This window comes from Catenovulum maritimum, from assembly GCF_001050375.1.
Lineage (GTDB): Bacteria > Pseudomonadota > Gammaproteobacteria > Enterobacterales > Alteromonadaceae > Catenovulum > Catenovulum maritimum.
This window is the reverse complement of sequence record NZ_KQ130490.1, coordinates 1-23,755: the sequence shown is the minus strand read 5'-3', so window position 1 is coordinate 23,755 and position 23,755 is coordinate 1. Positions and strand designations below refer to the sequence as shown.

The following is a 23,755-nucleotide window of genomic DNA, read 5'->3' as shown; positions in this document are numbered from 1 at the left end:
TACTAAATCAGTATCTGATTCCGCATCTAAGCCAAAATCTTCATCGAGTTCAAATTCATCGGCTAGTTCAACTTTGTCGCTGTCCTGCTCAATTTCAAGATTGTCTAATTCAGTCGCGTCTTCTGGTGCTGCAGTTAAATCACTTTCTAAATCTGATTCTGAATCTTCGATTTCAAGATCATCTTCAATTAGCTCGTCTTCGACTAAATCAGTATCTGATTCCGCATCTAAGCTAAAATCTTCATCTAGTTCGAATTCATCGGCTAGTTCAACTTTGTCACTATCCAGCTCAATTTCAAGATTGTCTAATTCAGTCGCGTCTTCTGGTTCTGCTATTAAATCGCTTTCTAAATCTGATTCTGGCTCTTCGATTTCAAGATCGTCTTCAATTAGCTCGTCTTCGACTAAATCAGTATCTGATTCCGCATCTAAGCCAAAGTCTTCATCAAGTTCGAATTCATCGGCTAGTTCAACTTTGTCACTATCCAGTTCAATTTCAAGATTGTCTAATTCAGTCGCGTCTTCTGGTTCTGCAGTTAAATCGCTTTCTAAATCTGATTCTGAATCTTCGATTTCAAGATTATCTACAACTAGCTCGTCTTCGACTAAATCAGTATCTGATTCTGCATCTAAGCTAAAATCTTCATCAAGTTCGAATTCATCGGCTAATTCAACTTTGTTGCTGTCCTGCTCAATTTCAAGATCGTCTAATTCAGTAGCGTCTTCTGGTTCTGCAGTTAAATCGCTTTCTAAATCTGATATAGGATCTTCGATTTCAAGATTATCTACAATTAGCTCGTCTTTTACTAAATCAGTATCTGATTCCGCATCTAAGCCAAAATCTTCATCGAGTTCGAATTCATCGGCTAGTTCAATTTTGTCACTATCCAGCTCAATTTCAAGATTGTCTAATTCAGTAGCGTCTTCTGGTGCTGCAGTTAAATCGCTTTCTAAATCTGATTCTGAATCTTCGATTTCAAGATCATCTTCAATTAGCTCGTCTTTTTCTAAATCAGTATCTGATTCCGCATCTAGGCCAAAATCTTCATCGAGTTCAAATTCGTCAGCGAGCTTAACTTTGTCGCTGTCCTGCTCATCTATGAGGCCTGTATCTTCTAATGCTTCAGAAAAATCTTGTGGAAGGTTCTCTTGCTCTAAATCCGCTAAATTAGCGGTATCGTTTAACGTATCTGGCTCAAGCAACTCTGCTACATCGTCAGATAAATTGTCAGCTTCAAACTCGGTATCTAAACTGGTTTCATCTATACTTGGTTCTTTGGCTAAACTAGTTTCATCATTTACATCGGGTATTTCAAGATCTTGTTCAAAAACCTCGTTAATTGCCTGAGCTTCATCCAAACTAGGTTCAATATGTACTGAGGCCTCAGCATCTGGGGTTTCTAGTTCTGCATCTAAACTTGTTTCATCATCTGCATCTTGAGTTAATTCAAGATCAGACTCTTCAGACTTTTTTTCAGTCTCCACCTCACTAAGCGAATCATTAGAGTCTGGCTCAAATTCAGCATCTAAACTTAATTCGTCTTCAAGCTGGTTTTCATTTAATAACTGATCAATATCAACCGCAGCTTCTGTAACTTGCTCATCAGGTATCTGGCTTTCATCTATTTCTGAAGCACTCGAATCCGTCGCATCAAGTAAAGCATCTATATCAAAGTCATCAACCGATTCATCAGCAACCGTATTTGTATTTTCATCAAGCAAAGCATCAATATCTACAGGCTCATTCGCCTCCATTTCATTTGAAATAGATTCATTCGCTTCATCTACGGCTATAGATGTATCTTCGGTATTTTCATCAAGCAATGCATCAATATCAAAATCATCAGCTTCTGATGCTTCACTTGAAGATTGCTCCGCCTCCAATAAACTATCAATGTCGACTGCATCATCAAGATCACTTGAACTTTCTGAATCAGCTTGTGCTGCATCCAATAAGCTATCTATATCTGTTTCATCAACTTGTGTTTCTACAGGTGAAGCTTGCTCTTCTTCAAGCAAACTATCAATATCGAAATCTTCATCTACTTTAGATTCATCAATGTTAGCACTAGTCGACATATCTTCGTCGAGTAATGCATCTAATTCATCATCTTCAGAAACATCAGTTTCAGATGAAACACTATCAAGCAAGTCGTCAATGTCTGTTTCATCGACATCTTGAGTAAGAGAATCATCTGCTGCTGTCGTGTCGGCAGCGGTATTACCTTCGAGTAAAGCGTCGATATCATCAGCATCAACGTCGTCATCTAGAGCTGAAACAGCTTCGGCGACATCCGCTTCTAATTCATCATCGTCGGCTAAAGTAGAGTCCATACCATCAAATAGGCTATCTAAATCATCTTGAGATAGTTCTTCCGCTTCTAAAGCTTCGTCTTCTGAGTCATCTAATGATGCACCTTCAAGTAAGGCATCAATATCATCATCAGAAACATTAGAATCTAAATCATCATCCTCATCGACACCGCCGACTAAGTCATCTAAGGATTGATCTAAAATGTCATCACCAAACGCATCATCATCGTCCAATGCTTCATCTGGAACATCGAGCAAATCGTCGTCATCATCTTCTGCGTAGAGTAGATCATCGTCATCTAACGCATCATCATCAACAGGCATTAATAAATCATCATCATCGTCATCTAGACGAATCGAATCATTTGTATCAGGAATAACTAAGTCATCATCGTCATCAAGTAATAATTGATCATCAGTGCTAGTCGTTGGCTCTGCTTTAGGAGAAAAGTCCATTATATCTTCAGGGCCATTATCATCCGTTTTCGCCTGAGAAGCTTTTTCTGGCTGATTTTCCTGTTTGCGCTTAGCTAAAAATCGCCATAAAAATATGCCAATTACAACTAGGCTTGAGCCCACACCAATTAAGATTTGATAAAGTAAACTTTCTTGTATTGCTTTCCACAATTGAGCGAGGACACTCTTATTCTTCTCGATTTCCTCTAACCTTTGTTTTTCCAACATTTCTGTTTGTTGGTTTAACAAGGTTTCCATTTGCTTTTGTAGTTGGCTGTCTTCACCAACTTGAGTGCGTAGAGAAACAATTTCTTCGTTAACGTTAGATAATCGGTTTTTTAATCTTTCATTTTCTTCTAATAAAGCATTGATGCTTTCTAACGAAGTGGAAAATTGTTGTTTTAATAATTCATACGATTTCAATTGTTCAGCTTGTAAACTCTGTAATTGGTTTTCAAGTTGAACTTTAGCTTGTTCTACATCAGACTGTTTGGCATTTTCTTGCCGCTTTTTTTCTTCAGGGTCTAGTTTTGCGGCTATCAGTTTCCGTTGTGCAGATGCCCAAATTTCGTCATCTAAATCAGATTTATTTTTAGCCGCCGTTTTATTGACTTTACGAACAGCACTTAAGGTTGGAAGCTGGAGAATACTGCCATTTTTAAGATTATTTAAATTATTATTGAGGAAAGCTCCTGGGTTGGCTTGATAAATTGCCACCATAACCTGATAGGTAGATACATTTGGATCTGGCTTTGCTTTAGTTGCAATCTGCCATAGTGTATCTGAACTGGTAATTGGGCCATATGTATTACCAGATAATCCGTTATCATTTTCTTTATCTCCCCTTATACGCATTTCAGCATTGGCATCATTCGAAGTGAATAATTCAATGGCAGCGTACTGTGGAAATAGCAAGGCAATCCAAGCTAAGGTGAGACAAATTTTTTGAGTCAAGCGCATCTCAAATCAATCCTAAAACCGCGCGTCAAAAACGCTATTATTATTTTTTGTAGCAAACAATGTTCCAATATCACTATACTTTATAACTTAGCCACCCGCTTGTGTCTACTAAGTATACCCAAACCAAGTCAAAATGCATGGTTTGGGTCGATCAAATTAAATAATTACATAAACTCAATTTAAGTTAGTTTATTTAATTAAAATTATTTGAGTTTAGTTTTAAAGCCTAGATCAGTAAAAGTTTTAAATAAGCTTTGGTCGCAAGTTAAATTTAGAGAAGTTAATTCGCGTCTAATAGAATACTCTTTTCTTAGTCGATCAAAGCTTTCAGAATTTTGTGCCAGTCCCATCCTAAAATCGATATCGTCATTACGAATGTCGTAAACTAAGTTGATTAAAGCGCGGTATTGCCTCTGACTTAATTTATAATTATCAGTGACCACCATGTGATCAAGCGCCATTGAAGGTAGCAAATCTTCTAATTTAATTTCAACCGGTAAATTTAAGCGCTCACAGATCAACTTATATAAGATTTCTGTACCTCTTGCCTTGCCTTCTAAGCTGTGGCCTGCAATATGAGGTGTGCCAAATTCTAAATAAGGCAATAAACCTAATTCAATTTGAGGTTCGTTTTCAAATACATCTAAGACAACTCTTAAATCTATCCCTTGCTCAAATGCAGTTAGCAATTCTTTATTATTAACAACTTCGCCTCGACAAGCATTAATCAAAATCGTTCGAGGTTTAAGCTTATTTAAGGTGTCTAAATTAAATAAATGATGCGTAGCATGTTTGCCAGTTTTGACATAAGGCACATGGCATGTAATTAAATCACACTCTAAAATTTGCTCAAATTCTGAGGAGGTATAGCTAGGGTCAGATTCTGCACGAACCGGATCATATTCAACAACCTCACATCCAAGCGCACCGAAGCGTTTTACTAGTCGACTACCAATTTGACCAACGCCAACAATACCAATTTTCTTCTCTTTTAATTCAAAGCCATATTTATTAGCCAAGTTAAAAGCAGAACTTAATACATAATCGCAAACCGCATCGGCATTACAGCCTGAAGCGGGTAACCAAGGAATATTAACTGATGCTAAATAATCAGCATCTATATGGTTATAACCGGCAGTTGCAGTACCAACAAATTGAAGTTTAGTGCACTTGTTCAATAAGTTTTCATTCACTTTAGTCGTGGATCGCGTTAATAAAAAGTCTGCATCTTTAATCTCGTCAGCTGTGACTTCGCGGCCTTTAAAGCGCGTAATTTTGCCTAAGCCTGAAAAAAATTCTTCAGCATAAAGTAATGAATCTTCAATAAAAAAATGGAGTGTTTGGCTCATCTTGTAGTCCAAAAAATCAATATACAGCTACAAAAAAGCCGCTGATAACAGCGGCTTTTTCAACATAATTAAAACTTATTTAGAATGCTTTTGGAAAACTAAAGTTGCGTTAGTACCACCAAAACCAAAACTGTTAGACATAACTGTTTTTAATTTAGCTTCACGAGTTTCATGAACTATATCTAAACCTTGTGCTTTTTCGTCAAGATTGTCGATATTGATAGAAGGCGCGATAAAGTCATTCTCTAACATTAATAAAGAGTAAATTGCTTCATGAACACCAGCCGCACCTAAAGAGTGACCAGTCATCGCTTTAGTTGCACTGATTGCTGGTTTAGTCTCACTAAATACAGATTGAATCGCTTCTAATTCTTTTAAATCACCAACTGGTGTTGATGTACCATGCGTATTTACATAGTCAATTGGCGCTTCAACAGTAGACATAGCTTGTTGCATACAACGAATTGCACCTTCTCCAGATGGAGCTACCATGTCGTAACCATCAGAAGTTGCACCATAGCCAACAATTTCAGCATAAATTTTAGCACCACGCGCAAGTGCATGTTCTAATTCTTCAACTACCACGATACCGCCACCACCAGCGATAACAAAACCGTCTCGGTCTGCATCATAAGTACGTGAAGCTTTTTCAGGTGTTTCATTATATTTAGTCGATAATGCACCCATGCCATCAAATAAACATGCTAGGCTCCAGTGTAGTTCTTCACTACCACCAGCAAATACAACGTCTTGTTTACCTAGTTGAATTTGCTCTAGTGCATGACCAATACAATGTGCAGATGTAGCACATGCTGAACTGATCGAGTAGTTAACACCCTTAATTTTAAATGGTGTTGCTAAACATGCTGAAGCAGTTGAACCCATAGTACGAGTAACTTGGTATGGTCCAACTCGACGTACGCCTTTTTCACGCATAGTGTCTGCTGCATCAACTTGATTTTGCGAAGATGCACCACCAGAACCAACTAATAAGCCGGTTCTTGGATTTGAAACTTGGTCTTCAGATAAGCCTGAATCTTCTACTGCTTGCTGCATTGCTAAAAAAGCATAACCAGCTGCATCGCCCATAAAACGCATTTGTTTACGGTCGATATGTTCAGATAGGTTTAATTTTACATCACCCCAAACTTGGCTTCTCATTTTTACGTCAGCAAATTGTTGTGAGAAGGTGATGCCTGAACGTCCAGCTTTTAGCGAGTCCCGAACTTCATCTGCATTATTACCAATGCTCGATACAATACCTAGGCCAGTGATCACAGCTCTTTTCATAGTTTTCCTCACAATCTAACAGGCACCAAGTGCCGCTTATTTTATCTGATATATTTTATGGCGGTGATTATACCCAAACATAATCGAAATGCTAGTTTGACACTATCGATATAGGCTATTCAATTTGGGTTTATTGTTTTTTTTCTTTAAAATAGCCTGAATTTATAAATTGGAATCTCTTTTTTGTCTCAATTATCCCAAGCTCAAGTTAGCTTTAATCCGGCTGGCGTTTTAACCTCTGAACAGTTTGATGACATCTATTTCTCGGTAGATGATGGTTTAGCAGAATCAGAATATGTATTTCAACAAGGCAATGATATTGAACAAAAATGGCTAGCGCATAGTTCCGATTTATTTACGGTTGCTGAGACTGGTTTTGGTACAGGGCTCAATTTAATTGCGCTATGTTTCAAGTTTGAACAATTTAAGCAAGCTCATCCAGAAACAAAAATACAAAGGCTGCACTTTATTAGTTTCGAAAAATATCCAATTACCAAAGAAATAATCAAGCAAAGCTTAACTAAATGGCCGCAACTGTCACCTTGGGTCACTAAACTAATCGACAATTACCCATATATTTTACCTGGGTTCCATCGTTTACAACTAACCGATTCGATTTCACTAGATTTAATCTTTGGTGATGTGAACGAACAGATTAATCAGATAAATGAAGTTAATCTGGGTGTCGTTGACGCTTGGTTTTTAGATGGTTTTGCACCAAGTAAAAACCCTAGCATGTGGCAACAAAATTTATTTGAACAAATGGCCAGACTCTCAAAGCAAAACGCGAGTTTTGCGACTTTTACCGCAGCAGGAGCAGTAAAACGAGGCCTAACCCAAGCAGGTTTTACAGTCAGTAAACGTAAAGGCTTTGGTCGAAAAAGAGAAATGCTACTTGGCTACCTAGCTCAAAAAGCAGAAACACAGCCTTTATCCCCTTTTTATCCCGTTGAATCTGTCCAAAATACAAATAGTAAAAAAATTACTATTTTAGGTGGAGGTATAAGTGCAATTTGCTCTGCACTTCAACTCGGACTAAAAGGTTACAAGATCGAACTCATTTGCGAAAATGAAATAGCCAGTGAAGCATCCGGCAATAAACAAGGTGCGCTTTACCCGCATTTACAAGCCGATACCAGCCAGATCACAGAAGTAAATCTAAAAGCTTTTGAATACGCATGTCAGTTTTATCAGCGAATGGCGACCAAGTTTAATTTTTCTCATGATTTTTGCGGTGTTATCCAGCTCGGATTTAACCCCAAAATCGCTGCCAAGCACGATAGCTTGTGCAAAATGGTTTGGCCAAGCGATTTACTCATGCAGATAAATACAGAACAAGTTAATGCCTTATCTAACATGCCAATCGATAACCCTGGACTTTATTTTCCAAATGGCGGCTGGCTAAATCCAGTTAGTTTTATTCAAAATGCGGTCAATTATTTAAAAGATTTAGGACTGTTAGAACTAAAACCCCATACCAAGATAAATAACATAGCTTATCAAAACAGTCAGTGGCAGCTTACGGCTAAACAAGCCTCTGGTGATCAAGTAACAATAACTGCAGATATCTTGATTAATTGCACAGGTTGGCGACTCAACCAATTCAACAACACAGCACATATTTCAATTACCCCCATTCAAGGTCAGGTAACTGAAATATCACCGTATGACTCAGAAAATTCGTTAAATCAATTAAAAACCGTTATTTGTCATAAAGGTTATTTAACTCCAAAATCTGATGACAGCTTGTGTATTGGCGCAACCTTTAATCGCCAATCAACATGTGAAAAAGCATCTCACGAGCAAGATTTAATTAACCTAGAGCAACAGAAAAAGTTTTTACCCAAGCTAGCCACAGATTTCGACCAGTCAAGTCTGGTTAAAGCTAAATCAGCCATTCGCGCAACAACAATCGATCACCTACCTATTGTCGGTAATGTCACCCCTGCAGCTGATTTATTTAAAGACTACGCATTACTCAGTTATGGTCAAAGGTGTGAGTGGAAGAACGCTGAATCTTTTCCCAATTATTATGTGTTAGCCGGTTTAGGCGCTCGAGGCTTAACTTCGGCTCCCCTGCTAGCTGAACATATTAGCTCACTGATTAGTCAGCAAAGTTTACCTTTTGCTCAAACCAGTATAAATGCACTGCACCCAAACCGCTTTAGCATTAAAAAAATTAAACAAATGGATACGCCTGAACAAGCATTAGCTGAAAGCCAAAAATATTAATCGGCTCTTGGGTGATGGGCTTTATGTAGCTTCTGCAAACGCTCAGTCGCTACATGTGTATATATTTGAGTGGTCGATAAATCACTATGGCCAAGTAAACTTTGGACCACTCTTAAATCCGCACCATGATTAACTAAATGGGTTGCAAAAGCGTGCCTTAAAGTATGTGGAGATAATTCAGCATTGACCCCGGCTCTAATCGCATAATGCTTGATTCTGTGCCAAAAAGTTTGCCTAGTCATTTCAACCCCTCTTTTACTCAAAAAAACCGTGTTATTGGCTGCTTTGGATAAATTGGGCCTCGCATTTTTTAAATACGATTGAACATACTCTAAAGCAACTTCTCCTATTGGCACTAACCTTTCCTTACCGCCCTTGCCTATTACTCTGATTAAGCCATGGCGTAAGTTAATTTGTTCAAAGGTTAAACCAACCAGTTCAGTTACCCTCAAGCCAGAAGCATATAAAAGCTCCAACATGGCTTTATCTCTTAATTCGATATCATCTTCTAATACAGGGGCGTCGAGCAATAAATCAACATCCGATTCGGATAATACTTTGGGTAAGGTTTTGCTCACTTTAGGTAAATCGACTATGCCTGTCGGATCTGACTCGGTAATTTTTTCAAGCAATAAATATTGATACAGTTTACGTAAACAACTTAACTTTCTGGCTGCACTGCGGGCTTTTATATTTTGCTCAGCTAGGCATTTAAGATAGAGCCGAATATCATCAGCTCCGACAGCCAGAATGGTTAATTGATTATGGTTTAAGTGAGTTATAAATTGATTAATATCTGTTTTATAGGCAGTTAAAGTATTCTGGCTTAATCCCTTTTCTAACCACAAATATTCTATAAATTGATTAGCAAGCTCTAAGTCTTTTGAGTTAATTGTCTGGGTTTGCTTGTTTTTGCTCATGAGTTAATAACCAACGTTTTACATCTACCTTTTGGCCAAGTCGCCACTGACCTGAATAACCACCTATACCATTTGCAGCAACGATACGATGACATGGAATCACGATTGGAATTGGATTGTGGCGACAAGCACCACCGATTGCCCTTGCACTCGTTTCTATCGTTTTAGCGAATTCACCATAAGTTAAAACATGACCATAATCTATATTTTTCAGCTGCTGCCAAACTTTGGTCTGAAAGTTTGTCCCAGATGCATAAATCGGTAAGTCAAATATTTGCAACTCACCAGCAAAATAAGCATTGATTTGCGCTACAATTTCAGCAGTTAAATTGTTTTCGCCTGAAACAGAATAAGGCATTTTATCTGCTTGTAATTCAATCCCGATTAATGCGTCTTGGGTATTCTTGACAGCAATTAACCCAATCGGTGTTGTCATTAAAGCTTGAGCTACGGCCTGCATTGCCTTTCTCCCTGAAAAATGCGAGGTTATTGAAAATAATTTTATCGCTATACTCTAGCAAGATTTTGTTACAATAGCAGTAATATTGCAAAAGAGATTAGTAAATGAAACTTGGTTTATTTTACGGTTCAACAACTTGTTACACCGAAATGACAGCAGAAAAAATCCAGGCCTTTATTGGTGCTGATATCATAGACATTTTTAATATTAAAGATTTTCCTCTAAGCAAATGCTTAGAATATGATTTCATTATTTTCGGTATTTCAACTTGGGATTTTGGTGAACTTCAAGAAGATTGGGAATCACAATGGCAAGATGTCGCCAAACTCGATTTATCTGGCAAAACAATTGCTATGTATGGTCAAGGAGATCAAGAAGATTATGGTGACTGGTTTCAAGATGCATTGGGTATGTTACACGAAGCAATTAGTCATAATGATTGTCGACGAATCGGTTTTTGGCCTAATCAAGGATATGAATTTACTGGCTCAAAAGCCCTAATTAATGATGGCCAAGATTTTGTCGGTTTAAGCCTAGATGATGAAAGGCAATATGATTTAAGTGAAGAGCGAATTCAAACTTGGATAGTTCAAATTTTAGAAGAGTATGCTAACTAGCTTAACCAAATTAAGCAGAAATTATTTAGTTAAAGCTCGACACAAACCACTGAATCAAATAATTGTCATTAATTTGCTACAAATCAACGCAAAACCAATATTTTAAGCTAAATTCTTATATATGATATTTAGCTTGAAATATTCACTATGAGCAAACGAATTGCAGTAATTACCAGTGGCGGAGATGCCCCAGGCATGAATGCCTGTTTAAGAGCTATTGTATTAACCGCCCACAGATTTCATCATACAGTTATTGGCTTTAAGCATGGTTATAACGGTTTAATTAATGATGAAAAAATTGAATTCACTATTAGCCATGTCCAACATATTATTCAGGTGGGCGGCACCATACTAAAAAGTGCAAGATGCACTGAATTTACCACCCCATCTGGATTAGATACGGCTGTCGATACCCTAATAGCAAATGAAATAGATTGTCTCATTGTTATCGGCGGCGATGGTTCATTACGTGGTTTAGAAAAAATTAGCCAAGTCTGGCAAGGTCAAACCATTGGCATCCCGGGGACAATTGATAATGATTTGAGTGGTAGTGATAATACAATCGGCTACCAAACAGCTATCGATACAGCGCTAGATTCAATTGACAAAATTAGGGATACTGCCGACGCCTTTGAACGAATATTTCTGATTGAAGTGATGGGCCGACATGCAGGCTTTATTGCACTAGCCAGTGCGGTAGCCAGTGGTGCTGAACAAGCTTTATTCCCAGAATCTATCGAAGATCCACATTTAGAGCTAGAAAGCATAGTTCAGCATGTTGAATCGCTCAGAAAGTTAAAAGGCAAATCTAGCTTCATCATGGTTATAGCCGAACATTTATGGCCAGGTGGTGTCAATGATTTAGCCGAAACCTTAACCAATCAAATTGGTATAGAATGCCGACCTTGTATTTTGGGGCATATTCAGCGTGGCGGCGCACCTGTCGCTTACGACAGAATCTTAGCCACTAAATTAGGCGCTTATGCGGTGGAATGTTTTGAACACGGTGAAACCCGAGTCATGGTGGGTGAAATCAATGCAAAACAGGTAACGACTTGTTTAAGCGAAACCTTTAATGTGCAAAAGCAATTAGACCCTTATTTAGTCAAGGTGCAGCAAGATCTATTTGATATCGTTAAAACCTTGGATGCGCCTTAACTTTACTAAACGCTAGTAACGAAAAAGCCATTGTTGAAAATTCAACAATGGCTTTTTAAGTTCTAACTGCAAGTAGACTTAGTTAGCTTATGCTGTTTCCGCTTCAGCTTCCGATTTATTTTGTTTTTTGGTAAAGAAATATAAACCAATAAAACATACGATAAGTACCGCAGGGAAAATGGTTAAATTAGATAAAGTTACCTGACCCGCATATATATCTGCTTCAGCACCCGTTAAACCAGTTTTTTCAGCAGCTGTGCGCCCTGCATCGATCCAACCACCAATAACTGGATTCCACATACTGACGGCAAACATACCAGCCCCGCCCATTAACGACATACCTAATGCGCCTGTTCTTGGTAAATATTCGCTGACAAAACCTATCATAGTAGGCCAGAAATAAGTTACACCTAATGCAAAGACCATGGCGGATACATAAATCAAACCACCCGAAGCAATACTCAACATGTATAAACCTATAGTCGCAACGATAGATGATGCAAGTAAAACACCCACAGGGTTAATCGCATGAACTAATGGACCAGCAAAGAAACGACCAACCGCCATTAACCCAGTTGTCATGGCTAAAATAAGCATAGGATTGGCATCTGTAGAACCTAAAATACGACCAACCCACTGTTGTGTGCCTAACTCGGCAGTTGCTGTTAGTGTCATACAAATAATCATAAAAATAAATAAAGGCGACATTAAAGCTTTAATATTTTCAGCTGTAGAGGTGAGCACTTCGTCTTCTTTTGGAAAAGCCTGACCGAACATTAACCAGCCATAGATAAGCGTAGGTAAAATCATAATTGCAATTTGTGCTTGCCATCCAAGATCTAAACCTGACATAAAGTTTGAACATAATGCACCTATCACTATACCGCCTGGGAACCAAACGTGGAATTTGTTCAACATAGTTGTTTTGTTATTTTTGTACATTTCGGCAATAAGCGGATTCGCACCTGCTTCAACAGAACCATTAGCAAAACCAACAAAGAAGCTAGATAAAAGCAATAAGATAAATCCATCAGCGAAAATTGTTAAAACTAAACCTAATAAATGGCAGCCAAAAGCAACAAACATTAACTTTTTAGCCCCCATAATGTTATAAAGTAAGCCACCCAACATGGTCGCCACAGGGAAACCTAGAAACGCCATCGCGTTAATCCAGCCTAACTGAGTATCAGTTAACCCAAAATCTGTACTGAGTTGACCCAAAATACCGGCTCGAATTGCAAATGTCATCGCAGTGACAATTAGTGCAACGCAGCAAGCAAGAAAAATTCTTGATTGATTTACATTATTATTCATTACTTTTTCTCTTATTTTATAGTGCTATACTATTGTGATATTTTCGTATTAGTACTCAAATAAAGTGCCCAAGATGGATGGGCACAATGCATTCACTAAACGTGTCTAGCTTAAACCCAACACACGTTTATTAAATTCTTCGTCAATTCCTGCAGCTGCAAAATCATCAAATGCTTTTTCAGTCACTCGGATAATATGCTGATTAATAAAAGGCGCGCCTTCTGCTGCTCCTGTCTCTGGGTGTTTAATACAACACTCCCACTCAAGTACAGCCCAACCACTAAAATCATATTTAGCCATACGCGTGAAAATACCATTAAAGTCAACTTGGCCATCGCCTAACGAGCGGAAACGTCCTGGACGATCAACCCACCCCTGATAACCACCATAAACACCCGAACGACCATTCGGTACAAATTCAGCATCTTTAACGTGGAAAGCTTTGATTCTGTCATGATAAATATCAATGAACTCTAGGTAATCTAATTGCTGAAGTACAAAGTGGCTTGGATCGTATAAGATATTCGCTCTTGGATGATTATCAACCGCAGCCAAGAAACGCTCAAAAGTAATACCGTCGTGTAAATCTTCACCTGGGTGTAACTCATAACAAACATCGCAATCAGCTGCATCAAACGCATCTAAAATTGGTAGCCATCTATTCGCTAATTCGGCAAATCCGGTTTCAACTAAACCTGCTGGGCGTTGTGGCCACGGATAAACTGTATGCCATAATAAAGCACCCGAAAAAGTCGCATGAGATTTTAACCCAAGGTTCTTACTTGCCGTTGCCGCATAAAGCATTTGTTGAGTGGCCCATGCGGTTCTAGCTTCATAATCGCCATGTAACTCTGCTGGTGCAAAACCATCAAATAATGCATTGTAAGCTGGATGACAGGCGACTAATTGCCCCTGTAAATGCGTTGATAACTCTGTTATTTCAAGCCCATTTTCAGCAACAATAGCTTGAACTTCTTTGCAATAACCTAAGTCTGTTGCGGCTTTTTCTAAATCAAATAAACGCTTGTCCCAAGATGGAATTTGAATCCCTTTATAACCTAAACTAGCAACCCACTGACAAATATTAGGTAAAGTATTAAATGGTGCTTCATCACCAGCAAACTGGGCTAAAAATATTGCAGGGCCTTTAAGTGTTTTCATTATTTTATCCTCTTAAAATTCGATTATGCGTCAGCTAATAACTGGTCTAAGTTATACCACTTGGTATCTTGATTGCTGCTATTTACAAAAGATTCAACTAAGGCCATACCACGCACACCTTCAATAACGTCAGGAAAATCATATTCAGATGGATCAATTGTTTTACCTTGGGCAAAATCAGCAACCGCTTTTGCAAAATTTACATATATATTGGCGAAAGCTTCTAGGTAGCCTTCAGGATGACCCATAGGCGTTCGAGTTACCCCTGCGGCACGAGCTGAATTAGAACCGCCACCCGTTCGGAAAACTTGGGTTGGTTTATCTAGGTATTTAACTGTTAATGTATTTGGTTCTTCTTGATGCCACTCTAAGCCGCCCTTTTCACCGTAAACACGAATGGTTAAATTGTTTTCTTCGCCTGCTGCGATTTGGCTGGCTTGTAGTGTGCCTTTAATACCATCTTGCATTTTCAGTAACACTATGCCGTCGTCATCTAATCTGCGTCCCTCAACAAAAGCCGTTAATTCAGCACACACATGGGTAATTTCTTTGCCTGTTACATATTCAACTAAATTAGCCGCATGACTGCCTATATCTCCCATACAACCAGAAATCCCAGAACGAGCAGGATCAGTTCGCCAGTCCGCTTGTTTATTATCCGCATCCTGCGCTTCTGATAACCAGCCTTGGATATATTCAACAATCACTTTACGCACTTTACCTATTTCACCATTCGCGACTAGTTGCTGAGCTTCTTTCACCATAGGGTAACCAGTATAAGTATGGGTTAAGCCGTAGAGTAAGCCTGTCTGTTCGACAATTTTTTTAAGCGCTTTAACTTCATCTAAATTAAGTGTTGCTGGTTTATCTGACAAAACGTGAAAACCGGCTTCTAACGCCGCTTTAGCTGCTGGAAAATGCATATGATTAGGTGTCACTATCGCAACAAACTGCATACGTTTGTCTTCGGGTAACTGGGACTCCATTTCAAACATAGTTTGAAAATCTGGGTAACATCGGTTTTCAGGCAACATTAACGCTTTACCAGAGGTAATCGACTTTTCAGCAGTGCTCGAAAATGCACCACAAACGAGTTCAATTTGACTATCGATATTAGCTGCCATTCGATGAACTGCGCCAATAAACGCACCTTGGCCTCCGCCAACCATGCCCATTCTGATCATACTCATATATATCTCCCGTCACTATGTATTCAATTATGTGATTTAAATTGTGTCGCGCTTTAAAAATTGAAAAACAAATAAAATTTTTAAACTGAACCTAGTATGAGTTGATCTCTAGTTAGATTCTGTAATAATTCAATCGAGTTTTATAACATTTTCGGCATTTGTAATTTTTTTGAGTAACTAAAGTAAACGCAGCTCACAAACCTATGCTTAAGACTTGTTTTCAGGTAGAAGTAGAACAAAATGAACCTAGATTTTTATAAGTTAAATGACTTAGATACCCCGAGCGAATTATTTGAAACTATGAGTGATAGCATTTATTTTGCGAAAAATATTAAGGGGGAATTTGTCTATGCCAACCAACTATTCCTGCAGCATTTTAATATTGAAAAGTTCGATCAAGTGTTAGGAAAAACAGATTTAGATATACTGCCAAAAAGCTTAGGCATTAAAATTCAAAAAGACGATCAAATAATCATGAAGACCGGCCAATCCATTAGCAATATAGTGGAATTAGTGCCCAACGAATCTAGTGCTATGCGCTGGTACGTAACATCTAAATCGCCACTTAGAAACCGGCGTGGAGAAATAGTTGGAATTGAAGGGGTAACTCGAGATTTAACCTTAGCAAACAAGCAATTAGAACCTTATAGTTGCTTTAAAGAGATTGTAGATTTTATCCAGCATAATTATGACGCTGTGATAGAGATACAGTCATTAGCCGATATGTTACACATGTCTATTAGCACCTTTGAGCGCCAGTTTAAAACTAGGTTCGGCTGCGCCCCGAGTCAGTTTATTAAAAAAACTCGAATTGCCGCTGCGTGTAAATTTCTCCGCGCAGGTGAAACAATCAGTCAAACTGCAAATAAATCTGGCTTTTGTGATCAAAGCTACTTCACTAAAGAATTCAAAAAAGTAATGGGATTTACCCCTAAGCAGTTTCAAAAACATTTGGCATCAGGAGAAACTCAAGTAAAGTATATATAAAAGTATATTTTTATAATGCTTTCGCTATTTTTAATTATAATTTAACATTTATAACAGGCAGGATTCGAGCTGGATCCGAATCCATTAGAGGACAAGGACATACATGAATAACCTATTTAAACTGACGCCTTTTATTATTTCAATTGCGCTTGTCAGCTGCGGCGGTGGTAAATCATCTACTCAAGCCTGTGAAATAATAGATAAAGTAACCCATTGGCATAGCCTGATGCAGAGCGACTATTTGTGGAATGACCAACTAAGCAGTTTAAACAGTGCAACTTCATACATCAACAGCAACCAGATGATCCAAGATATTATCCCAAGTATAGATAGATACTCAGGTGTACTATCAACTAAGGATTTTAGGGATTTTACCTCTGGTAATGTTGAATCAGAATATGGAATTCAAACATCTAACGATATAGCAAATATTGTACTTAAAGTTTCCCCTAATTCTAATGCAGCTAAAGCCGGTTTAAAACGAGGCGACAAAATAATATCCACAGTGCAAGTAAATAGTGAAACCATTAATCTCACATGGGAAAGCCCTGATGAAAACATCAGCAGCGCTAATATCACTAAATCAAGCTTTTTGCAGTCGAGTGTATTTAGCCGAAAAGTTGTCAATACCAACTCAGGTAAGGTCGGTTATTTAGCTTTCACTGACGGATTTATTGAGCCGTCGTTAAGAGAGTTAGATGAAGCTTTCAGCTATTTTAAACTCGAAGGTGGCGTTGATGAACTTATTGTAGATTTACGCCTAAATGGTGGTGGCTACGCAGCTGTAGCGGATGCATTAAACCTATATATCGCAGGTTCACAGATACACGGGCAAATATCGCAATATACTCAACACAATTCGAATTTAGCCAAGTTTGACCATACCATACGTTTTGGTGAAATGAATGACAGCATAGGGTTTAGATATAAATCGTCTAACCAAATTCTGAATAACTCAGCAAATGTAAGCCGAGTTATTATTCTGACCAATGGCGGTACAGCCTCTGCGAGTGAAAGAGTAATAAACAACTTACGCCCTCATATACCAGTTATTATTATTGGCAGTAAAACCTATGGTAAACCTGTTGGCTCATATGGATCTGATAATTTTTGCGAAGAAACATTACTCGCAACTAACTTTGAAGACTTTAACAGTGATTTTCAAAATGATTACTACCAAGGCTTTGAACCGAACTGCGCTGTAGATTATCAGTTACCCAAAGGAGATTGGGGTTCTGAGTATGATCCTGAATACAATGAAGCGATATTCTACGTAGAAAATAACCATTGTTCCGTTAATCAGAACGCTTCTAGTAATACCGCTGCTAGACCAAACTTAAAACAGCAGGCAGTACCGACAAAAGCGTTATACATAATGCAAAAATAAACTGGCTAGTAGTTCATGTCTAATATTATGAACTACTGCCTTTTCTTTAGATGATTAAGTTACACATTTAAACTCATTCAAGCTATGCTGATTAAAGTAATTTTAGATTAAACAAACAAAACGAATAGGTTGTAGTATGTTGAAAAAATTTAGCCTTTGCTGTTGTACGCTTTTCGTCTTGTCTAGTTGCGCTCAAAGCCCTGTTGAACAGCCCATAGAGCAATCCACCAGCCAAGTTCAATCGCTTAACTCAAGCCAAGTAAATATAATATTGGATGAGATTTTCGAGCAACAAGTAGCACTAAGCCCAACTTGGCAAACCTACTTAGGGCGTAAAACTAACATGGATAAATGGGATGATTTATCCGAAGAACATGCCGAATCTGTTCATCAACTCATCAAAAAACAGTTAGCGCAACTTGAGTCTATTAACCCTGAAAATTTAGACGAAACAACAGAATTAAGTTTAAAGCTATATAAACAACAATTAAGTAACCAAATCCAAGATCATCAGTGGCGATTACACAATTATCCAGTCAATCAAATGTTTGGCACCCATTCGGAAGTGCCTTCTATTTTAATCAATCAGCATAAGATAAATTCGGTTCAGGATGCAGAAAACTACATTGCTCGGGTGAATGCGATACCTAAATTGTTTAGTCAATTGATTTCTGGTTTGCAAAAAAGAGAAGCACAAGGGATTATCGCACCTAAGTTTGTGTATGCGCATGTCATTAGAGATAGTAGTAACTTATTGATTGGCCAACCTTTCGAAAGAGTCAGTAAATACAAAAGTCCAATCTTGGCAGATTTTAACAAAAAACTTAAAAGTTCTAATTTATCTCCATCAGAACAAGCTCAGTATAGCAAGGCGATAGCGAAAGCTTTACTCAAATCACTCCTACCCGCTTACCGCGATTTAATCGTTTATTTAACTGAGTTAGAGCGAAAAGCCACTAATGACGCAGGTATATGGAAATTCCCTCAAGGAGAGTCTTTCTATCAAAATAGATTGCAAAGAACCACAACTACAACACTTACAGCAGATCAAATACACCAAATCGGTTTAAAAGAAGTTAAGCGTATTCACCAAGAAATGGAACGCATCAAAGACAAGGTCGATTTTAAAGGCGATTTAAATCAATTTTTTAAGTTTATGCGGGAAGACAGGCAGTTTTACTATGCAGATACGAGCAAAGGCCGGAATTTATATTTGGCTGAGACTAAAAACATTATTAACACAATGAATAATCGCTTAGATGAATTGTTCGCCGTTAAACCCAAAGCTGAACTAAAAGTAAAAGCAGTTGAAGCTTTTCGTCAGCGCTCAGCAGGTAAGGCATTTTATCAACGTCCAGCCGAAGATGGCAGCCGACCTGGTTTATATTATGTAAACCTCTACTCGATGAAAAATATGCCTAAGTATCAACTGGAGGCTTTAGCCTATCATGAAGCTTTGCCCGGGCATCATATGCAAATAGCCATTAACCAAGAGCTAGTAAACTTACCAAAATTCAGAAAATTTGGCGGCTATACCGCTTATATTGAAGGCTGGGGTTTATACTCAGAATTACTGCCAAAAGAGATAGGTTTATACCAAGACCCATATTCAGATTTTGGCCGCCTAGCAATGGAATTATGGCGCGCTTGCCGACTCGTTGTAGATACTGGGATACACTCTTATCAGTGGACAAAAGAACAAGCGACACAATACCTAGTCGAAAACACACCTAATTCAATCAATGATTCAGAACGAGCAATTGAACGTTACATCGTTTTACCGTCTCAAGCGACCGCTTATAAGATAGGTATGCTTAAGATATTAGAATTACGTCAACACGCTAAGAATGAATTACTAAACCAATTTGATATTAGAGCGTTTCACAATCAAATATTAAAGCATGGTGCTTTGCCACTTAATGTACTCGAAGAACAAATACAAGTTTGGATCAAACAAGTTAAAGACAAGTAAATTTGAGATAAAAATAAGGGCGTGTTCCAAACAAAACACGCCCTAGCTATTCCTTCTGTTTTAAATCAGATTAAAATTTATATTCAACCCCTGCATAGTAATACGCACCATTAAAGCCAAATGGCGCTGAACGTCTGGAATATTGGAATACGCCAGCACTATCAACCACTAAATTACCTTGGCTGTCTTCAATACGACCCGTTCTAGAGTTACCTATGGTATTTTTGTCTGGGGTTACATCGAATAAATTATTAGCACCTATGCTCACAGCTGTCGACTCAGAAACTTGATAGCTTAAATTAATATCAGTTAACACTTCAGCACCATATGTTTGGCGACCGCCATCAGTCACTGTGTATTCACCATAGCGATTAAATGCCAAATTCATTTTGAATTTATCGCTCTTGTATAAAGAACTTAGGCTAATTCTATCTTCTGGTTGCCACTCTTCAATGATCGAAATATCTTGCTCGGAGAATACATCTGATACTGAAACATTCGTCAACGCACTGTTGTCAGGTGTAAACAGCTTAGTGACATCTGTTTTGGTAAAGTTTGCAGCAAAAGTGAAATCTAATGAGCCTGAAAAAGCATCTGTCCCCCAAGTTGCGACTAAGTCGACACCTTCAGTTTCAGTATCAGCACCATTTAAGAAAAATTGCCCTGCACTTGCACCAGATGACACCAAAGCAGCATCCAACTCGTTTGATAAACCTTGCCCTAATCGGTTACTGACAACAATGCGATCATCTATGTCAATTCTATAATAATCGACCGTTAGATTAATCCCACCATCAAGCTTTAAGACAGTCCCTAAACTAAAGTTAGTTGATTCTTCTTCTTTTAGCGAAGGAATACCAACTGATTTGGCAAGTTGGCTATCATTTCTAAATGTACCAACGACTTGAGCAACTGTCTGGCCATTTAAAGAAACAAACTGAGTACTGATATTATTAAAATACAGCTGCTGCATTGATGGAGCCCTAAAACCAGAGCTCAGTGCACTTCTCAGTTTTACCTCATCTGTAATCGACCAGTTCGCTGCCAATTTATAATTGATAGTACCGCCAAAACCTTCATAGTTATCATATCTCAGAGCCCCGCTAAGAATGACATCATCGACAATATCGGTTTCAACATCTACATATATGGATTTAACATTTCGTGATTCATTGACACTAGAGAGTGGAGAGATACCAGGAAAGCCTTGAATACCACCACTGGCATCTTCACTTCCAGTGCCATTGCTCATGCCTTGGTAAATTGATGTACCATTTGATGTATCGTAATCTCGATAAGCGTATTCATCACCCGGTAAAATTTTATAGCCATCCGTTCTTAGCTCGGCTCCAGCTGATAAATTAAAATCGATAAAGTCTTTGCTGTAGTCCATATTAAGCGTTTGTAAACTCAGCTCTAAGCCATAAGCTTTAGCTTGGCGTGGAATTCTATTTCTAATTTCACTAGCAGATAAATTATCGTTATACCTTAAGAAATTAGAATAAGAGGCGTTAATAGAGTCCTTGGTTGTATACTCTATTTGATTAACCCCTGTGGTATAAGATAGCTCAAAAGTAGCTCCATCATCTAAGAATAACTCGTAGCCGACGTTAAAAGACAAATCGTCTATTGTACTATTAATTTTTGGCAAAAAGCCTGCTGGAATAGTGGCGTCACCGTCTTGCAATTTAGCATTACCGCCAGAGTTGTTGTTATGTCTAAAAAAGGCAGCGGATTCATTTTCTCGACTAGAATAAGTTAAAAATGCTGCAAGTGAACTGCTTTTAAAGTCATATCCAGCATTTAAGACTAATGCGACTTGTTGAGAATCCGCATCACCGATTCTAAAAGTATTTCGTGGGGCATTTATCTCTCTAGGGTTGCTGGTAACTAAAACGCCATTTTGTTCTACACAGCCTTGAAATTGACAAGAACCATGTAAACCTGCTCTGTTAGTTGGACTTCTATCCCTTAAATTAAAACTGGCGGTTAAAAAACCGTCTTCTGCTATTTCAATACCTTTAGAAACATCTAAGTTAAAGGTTTCTCCGTCGCCTTCTGCATATTCGCCATAGCTGAGCTTAAATAAACCGCTATTTTGAACTCTATCTTTCAAGACGATATTAATAATACCGGCAATAGCATCTGAACCGTATTGAGCTGCAGCACCATCTCTTAATACGTCAATTCTTTTAATTGAGGCAGCTGGTATTGCATTTAAATCTGTTCCTGCAGTGCCTCTTCCGACAGAAGTATTGATATGAATAAGAGAAGCTTGATGGCGACGTTTACCATTAATTAAAACTAAGGTCTGATCTGGTCCTAAGCCTCTTAATGTCGCGGGTCTAAGCGCATCTGTACCATCACTGATCGCTGAACTAGAAAAATTAAACGAAGGGGCTATCGCCTGTAACATACGCCCGACTTCAACTTGACCTGTCCCAGTTAAAGCTTCCGCAGAGAGAATATCGACTGGTACTGGCATATCTTCAACTGACCGCCCAGATACCCTTGAGCCAATAATTTTGATACTTTCAATCTCGGCTTCTGCTGTTTGGGTTGATTCTGCAGCGATTATTGGCTGGCTAATCATCCCAAGTGTCATTCCAGATACAAGAGTGATTAGGGTTTGACTAATGCGTGTATTCATTCAAATTTTCCTTTTCTTATAATAACATCCAAGTAAAGCAGCTATTTTAAAAACTAAATATACCTAATTCCATTTAGCTTCAACAAACACAATAACCACTTGGCATGTACTTGGGACAAACTTAGTTAAACATAGCTTATTCAAAATAATTGAACCCTTTCAGATTAGTAACAAATCACAAAAAATCAAATACTTGAGTAAATTGAATGAAAAAAGAAGATTTTTAGAATTGAAAGCTCAACTGTTGTGCTAGTTGTTGCCCATTATGACTTTTAAGCCCGACAGATAGGCCAATTAACCTAATGCCTCTCCCTTGTGATCTTTGCCAGGCAGTATCGAGTAATTGTATGAAATAATCTTTATCTAATTGAAATTGCGAAGTTTCCAAGCTGGTTTGCTGAAAATCTGAAAACTTTAATTTAACCCCAACTTTACCTATGTGGTTAGTGGCATCATTGCTGTTAATTCGTTTGATTAATGAAGCATAGAGTTTATCAACAAACTCTAAACTTTGTTCAAGCTTGTATATATCATGCTGCAAAGTATGCTCTACACCAATTGATTTACGCACGCGTGACGTGATAACGGGTCTAGTATCAATGCCGTGGCATCTCTGGTGCAAAGTTTCAGCGAATGACCCCAAGCAACGGGTCAATTCAGATAAGTCCATTTTTCTGACATCTGCCGCTGTAAATAAACCATAAGTGTTCAATTTAGCCAAGGTTGCTTTGCCTACACCATTAATTTTTTGTAATGGTAAGTCTTTAACAAAAGATTCAACCTGATTTGGCGGGACAACACAAATACCATTTGGCTTATTTTCATCACTGGCTATTTTGGCAATGAATTTATTCGGTGCGACACCGGCTGAAGCAGTTAAGCGAGTTTGCTGATAAATATCGCGGCGAATTGCTTCCGCAATCAAGGTCGCACTACCTTGATAAAATTGACAATCAGTCACATCCAAATAAGCTTCATCTAATGATAAAGGTTCTATTAAATCAGTATACTGCTGAAAAATAGCACGTATTTGTTTCGATATTTGCTGATATAAGGGCATGTTACCCTTAGCCAAAATGAGATGTGGACAAAGTTTAAGTGCTTGTGCCGTTGCCATAGCAGAACGAACACCAAAAGCCCGAGCCTCGTAATTACAGGTAGCTATAACTCCCCTTCTGTCAGTTGCACCACCAACAGCGATAGGCTTACCGACATATTCAGGGTGTTCGCGCATTTCAACAGCGGCAAAATAGCAATCCATATCAATATGGATGATTTTTCTTAATGCTTCCACTCTTTAACAGACAAAGTTAATTGGATTTAGACACTGTATATTAAA

16 protein-coding genes are annotated in these 23,755 nt (G+C 38.2%); 6 read left to right on the top strand and 10 right to left on the bottom strand.

Going from position 1 to position 23,755, the window contains the following annotated elements:
* From XM47_RS10205 to fabB, 3 genes are all read right to left on the bottom strand, one after another.
* The coding region (locus tag XM47_RS10205; protein WP_077066535.1) for a FimV/HubP family polar landmark protein at positions 1-3,729 on the bottom strand (3,729 nt) is incomplete at its 3' end.
* Positions 3,730-3,932: 203 nt separating this feature from the next.
* Positions 3,933-5,078, bottom strand: a complete 1,146-nt coding sequence (locus XM47_RS10200; RefSeq protein ID WP_048692226.1) for a 4-phosphoerythronate dehydrogenase — start codon at positions 5,076-5,078, stop codon at positions 3,933-3,935.
* A gap of 75 nt (positions 5,079-5,153) precedes the next feature.
* Positions 5,154-6,368 carry a beta-ketoacyl-ACP synthase I gene (fabB, locus tag XM47_RS10195; RefSeq protein WP_048692225.1) on the bottom strand — a complete coding sequence of 405 codons (1,215 nt, stop codon included), beginning with the start codon at positions 6,366-6,368 and terminating at the stop codon, positions 5,154-5,156.
* A 183-nt stretch (positions 6,369-6,551) separates the two neighbouring features.
* Here fabB and mnmC point away from each other — a divergent pair, with 183 nt between their 5' ends.
* A complete protein-coding gene (gene mnmC, locus XM47_RS10190) occupies positions 6,552-8,600 on the top strand; it encodes a bifunctional tRNA (5-methylaminomethyl-2-thiouridine)(34)-methyltransferase MnmC2/FAD-dependent 5-carboxymethylaminomethyl-2-thiouridine(34) oxidoreductase MnmC1 (RefSeq protein ID WP_048692224.1) in 2,049 nt (682 codons plus the stop codon).
* Here mnmC and xerD read toward each other — a convergent pair.
* Complete coding sequence (gene xerD / locus XM47_RS10185; protein ID WP_048692223.1) at positions 8,597-9,520, bottom strand: site-specific tyrosine recombinase XerD; 924 nt, start codon at positions 9,518-9,520, stop codon at positions 8,597-8,599. The two genes, mnmC and xerD, sit on opposite strands and share 4 nt — an antisense overlap.
* Positions 9,489-9,980, bottom strand: coding sequence for a methylated-DNA--[protein]-cysteine S-methyltransferase (locus XM47_RS10180; RefSeq protein WP_048692222.1), 492 nt, complete (start codon positions 9,978-9,980; stop codon positions 9,489-9,491). The genes xerD and XM47_RS10180 overlap by 32 nt, the downstream gene beginning before the upstream one ends.
* A gap of 104 nt (positions 9,981-10,084) precedes the next feature.
* On the opposite strand from XM47_RS10180, the gene fldB reads away from it, so the two are divergent.
* Positions 10,085-10,597, top strand: a complete 513-nt coding sequence (gene fldB / locus XM47_RS10175; RefSeq protein WP_048692221.1) for a flavodoxin FldB — start codon at positions 10,085-10,087, stop codon at positions 10,595-10,597.
* A gap of 147 nt (positions 10,598-10,744) precedes the next feature.
* A complete protein-coding gene (locus tag XM47_RS10170; protein WP_048692220.1) occupies positions 10,745-11,755 on the top strand; it encodes a 6-phosphofructokinase in 1,011 nt (336 codons plus the stop codon).
* A gap of 87 nt (positions 11,756-11,842) precedes the next feature.
* On the opposite strand, the gene XM47_RS10165 is transcribed toward XM47_RS10170, so the two are convergent.
* The 3 genes from XM47_RS10165 to XM47_RS10155 all read right to left on the bottom strand — a co-directional run bounded on the left by XM47_RS10165 (position 11,843) and on the right by XM47_RS10155 (position 15,420).
* Positions 11,843-13,069: an MFS transporter gene (locus XM47_RS10165; protein ID WP_048692219.1), complete on the bottom strand. Its 1,227-nt coding sequence runs from the start codon at positions 13,067-13,069 to the stop codon at positions 11,843-11,845.
* Positions 13,070-13,174: 105 nt separating this feature from the next.
* Positions 13,175-14,230: a sugar phosphate isomerase/epimerase family protein gene (locus XM47_RS10160; RefSeq protein WP_048692218.1), complete on the bottom strand. Its 1,056-nt coding sequence runs from the start codon at positions 14,228-14,230 to the stop codon at positions 13,175-13,177.
* Positions 14,231-14,253: 23 nt separating this feature from the next.
* Positions 14,254-15,420, bottom strand: coding sequence for a Gfo/Idh/MocA family protein (locus tag XM47_RS10155; protein ID WP_048692217.1), 1,167 nt, complete (start codon positions 15,418-15,420; stop codon positions 14,254-14,256).
* 240 nt (positions 15,421-15,660) lie between these two features.
* Between XM47_RS10155 and XM47_RS10150 the strand changes: the two genes are divergently transcribed.
* The 3 genes from XM47_RS10150 to XM47_RS10140 all read left to right on the top strand — a co-directional run bounded on the left by XM47_RS10150 (position 15,661) and on the right by XM47_RS10140 (position 19,766).
* Complete coding sequence (locus tag XM47_RS10150; RefSeq protein ID WP_048692216.1) at positions 15,661-16,407, top strand: AraC family transcriptional regulator; 747 nt, start codon at positions 15,661-15,663, stop codon at positions 16,405-16,407.
* Between the two features lie 103 nt (positions 16,408-16,510).
* Positions 16,511-17,794 carry a S41 family peptidase gene (locus XM47_RS10145; RefSeq protein ID WP_048692215.1) on the top strand — a complete coding sequence of 428 codons (1,284 nt, stop codon included), beginning with the start codon at positions 16,511-16,513 and terminating at the stop codon, positions 17,792-17,794.
* A 136-nt stretch (positions 17,795-17,930) separates the two neighbouring features.
* Positions 17,931-19,766, top strand: coding sequence for a DUF885 domain-containing protein (locus XM47_RS10140; protein WP_149865492.1), 1,836 nt, complete (start codon positions 17,931-17,933; stop codon positions 19,764-19,766).
* 70 nt (positions 19,767-19,836) lie between these two features.
* Here XM47_RS10140 and XM47_RS10135 read toward each other — a convergent pair whose 3' ends face one another.
* Together XM47_RS10135 and dinB are read right to left on the bottom strand one after the other, a co-directional pair.
* Positions 19,837-22,416: a TonB-dependent receptor plug domain-containing protein gene (locus XM47_RS10135; RefSeq protein WP_053084543.1), complete on the bottom strand. Its 2,580-nt coding sequence runs from the start codon at positions 22,414-22,416 to the stop codon at positions 19,837-19,839.
* 223 nt (positions 22,417-22,639) lie between these two features.
* Positions 22,640-23,710, bottom strand: coding sequence for a DNA polymerase IV (dinB, locus tag XM47_RS10130; protein WP_281175810.1), 1,071 nt, complete (start codon positions 23,708-23,710; stop codon positions 22,640-22,642).
* Positions 23,711-23,755: the final 45 nt, after the last annotated feature.

Bases quoted from the DNA above. Each gene is read 5' to 3' on its own strand.
- XM47_RS10200 (WP_048692226.1), bottom strand. From the start codon at position 5,078: ATGAGCCAAACACTCCATTTTTTTATTGAAGATTCATTACTTTATGCT.
- fabB (WP_048692225.1), bottom strand. From the start codon at position 6,368: ATGAAAAGAGCTGTGATCACTGGCCTAGGTATTGTATCGAGCATTGGT.
- xerD (WP_048692223.1), bottom strand. From the start codon at position 9,520: ATGAGCAAAAACAAGCAAACCCAGACAATTAACTCAAAAGACTTAGAG.
- XM47_RS10180 (WP_048692222.1), bottom strand. From the start codon at position 9,980: ATGCAGGCCGTAGCTCAAGCTTTAATGACAACACCGATTGGGTTAATT.
- fldB (WP_048692221.1), top strand. From the start codon at position 10,085: ATGAAACTTGGTTTATTTTACGGTTCAACAACTTGTTACACCGAAATG.
- XM47_RS10170 (WP_048692220.1), top strand. From the start codon at position 10,745: ATGAGCAAACGAATTGCAGTAATTACCAGTGGCGGAGATGCCCCAGGC.
- XM47_RS10165 (WP_048692219.1), bottom strand. From the start codon at position 13,069: ATGAATAATAATGTAAATCAATCAAGAATTTTTCTTGCTTGCTGCGTT.
- XM47_RS10160 (WP_048692218.1), bottom strand. From the start codon at position 14,230: ATGAAAACACTTAAAGGCCCTGCAATATTTTTAGCCCAGTTTGCTGGT.
- XM47_RS10155 (WP_048692217.1), bottom strand. From the start codon at position 15,420: ATGAGTATGATCAGAATGGGCATGGTTGGCGGAGGCCAAGGTGCGTTT.
- XM47_RS10150 (WP_048692216.1), top strand. From the start codon at position 15,661: ATGAACCTAGATTTTTATAAGTTAAATGACTTAGATACCCCGAGCGAA.
- XM47_RS10145 (WP_048692215.1), top strand. From the start codon at position 16,511: ATGAATAACCTATTTAAACTGACGCCTTTTATTATTTCAATTGCGCTT.
- XM47_RS10140 (WP_149865492.1), top strand. From the start codon at position 17,931: ATGTTGAAAAAATTTAGCCTTTGCTGTTGTACGCTTTTCGTCTTGTCT.
- XM47_RS10135 (WP_053084543.1), bottom strand. From the start codon at position 22,416: ATGAATACACGCATTAGTCAAACCCTAATCACTCTTGTATCTGGAATG.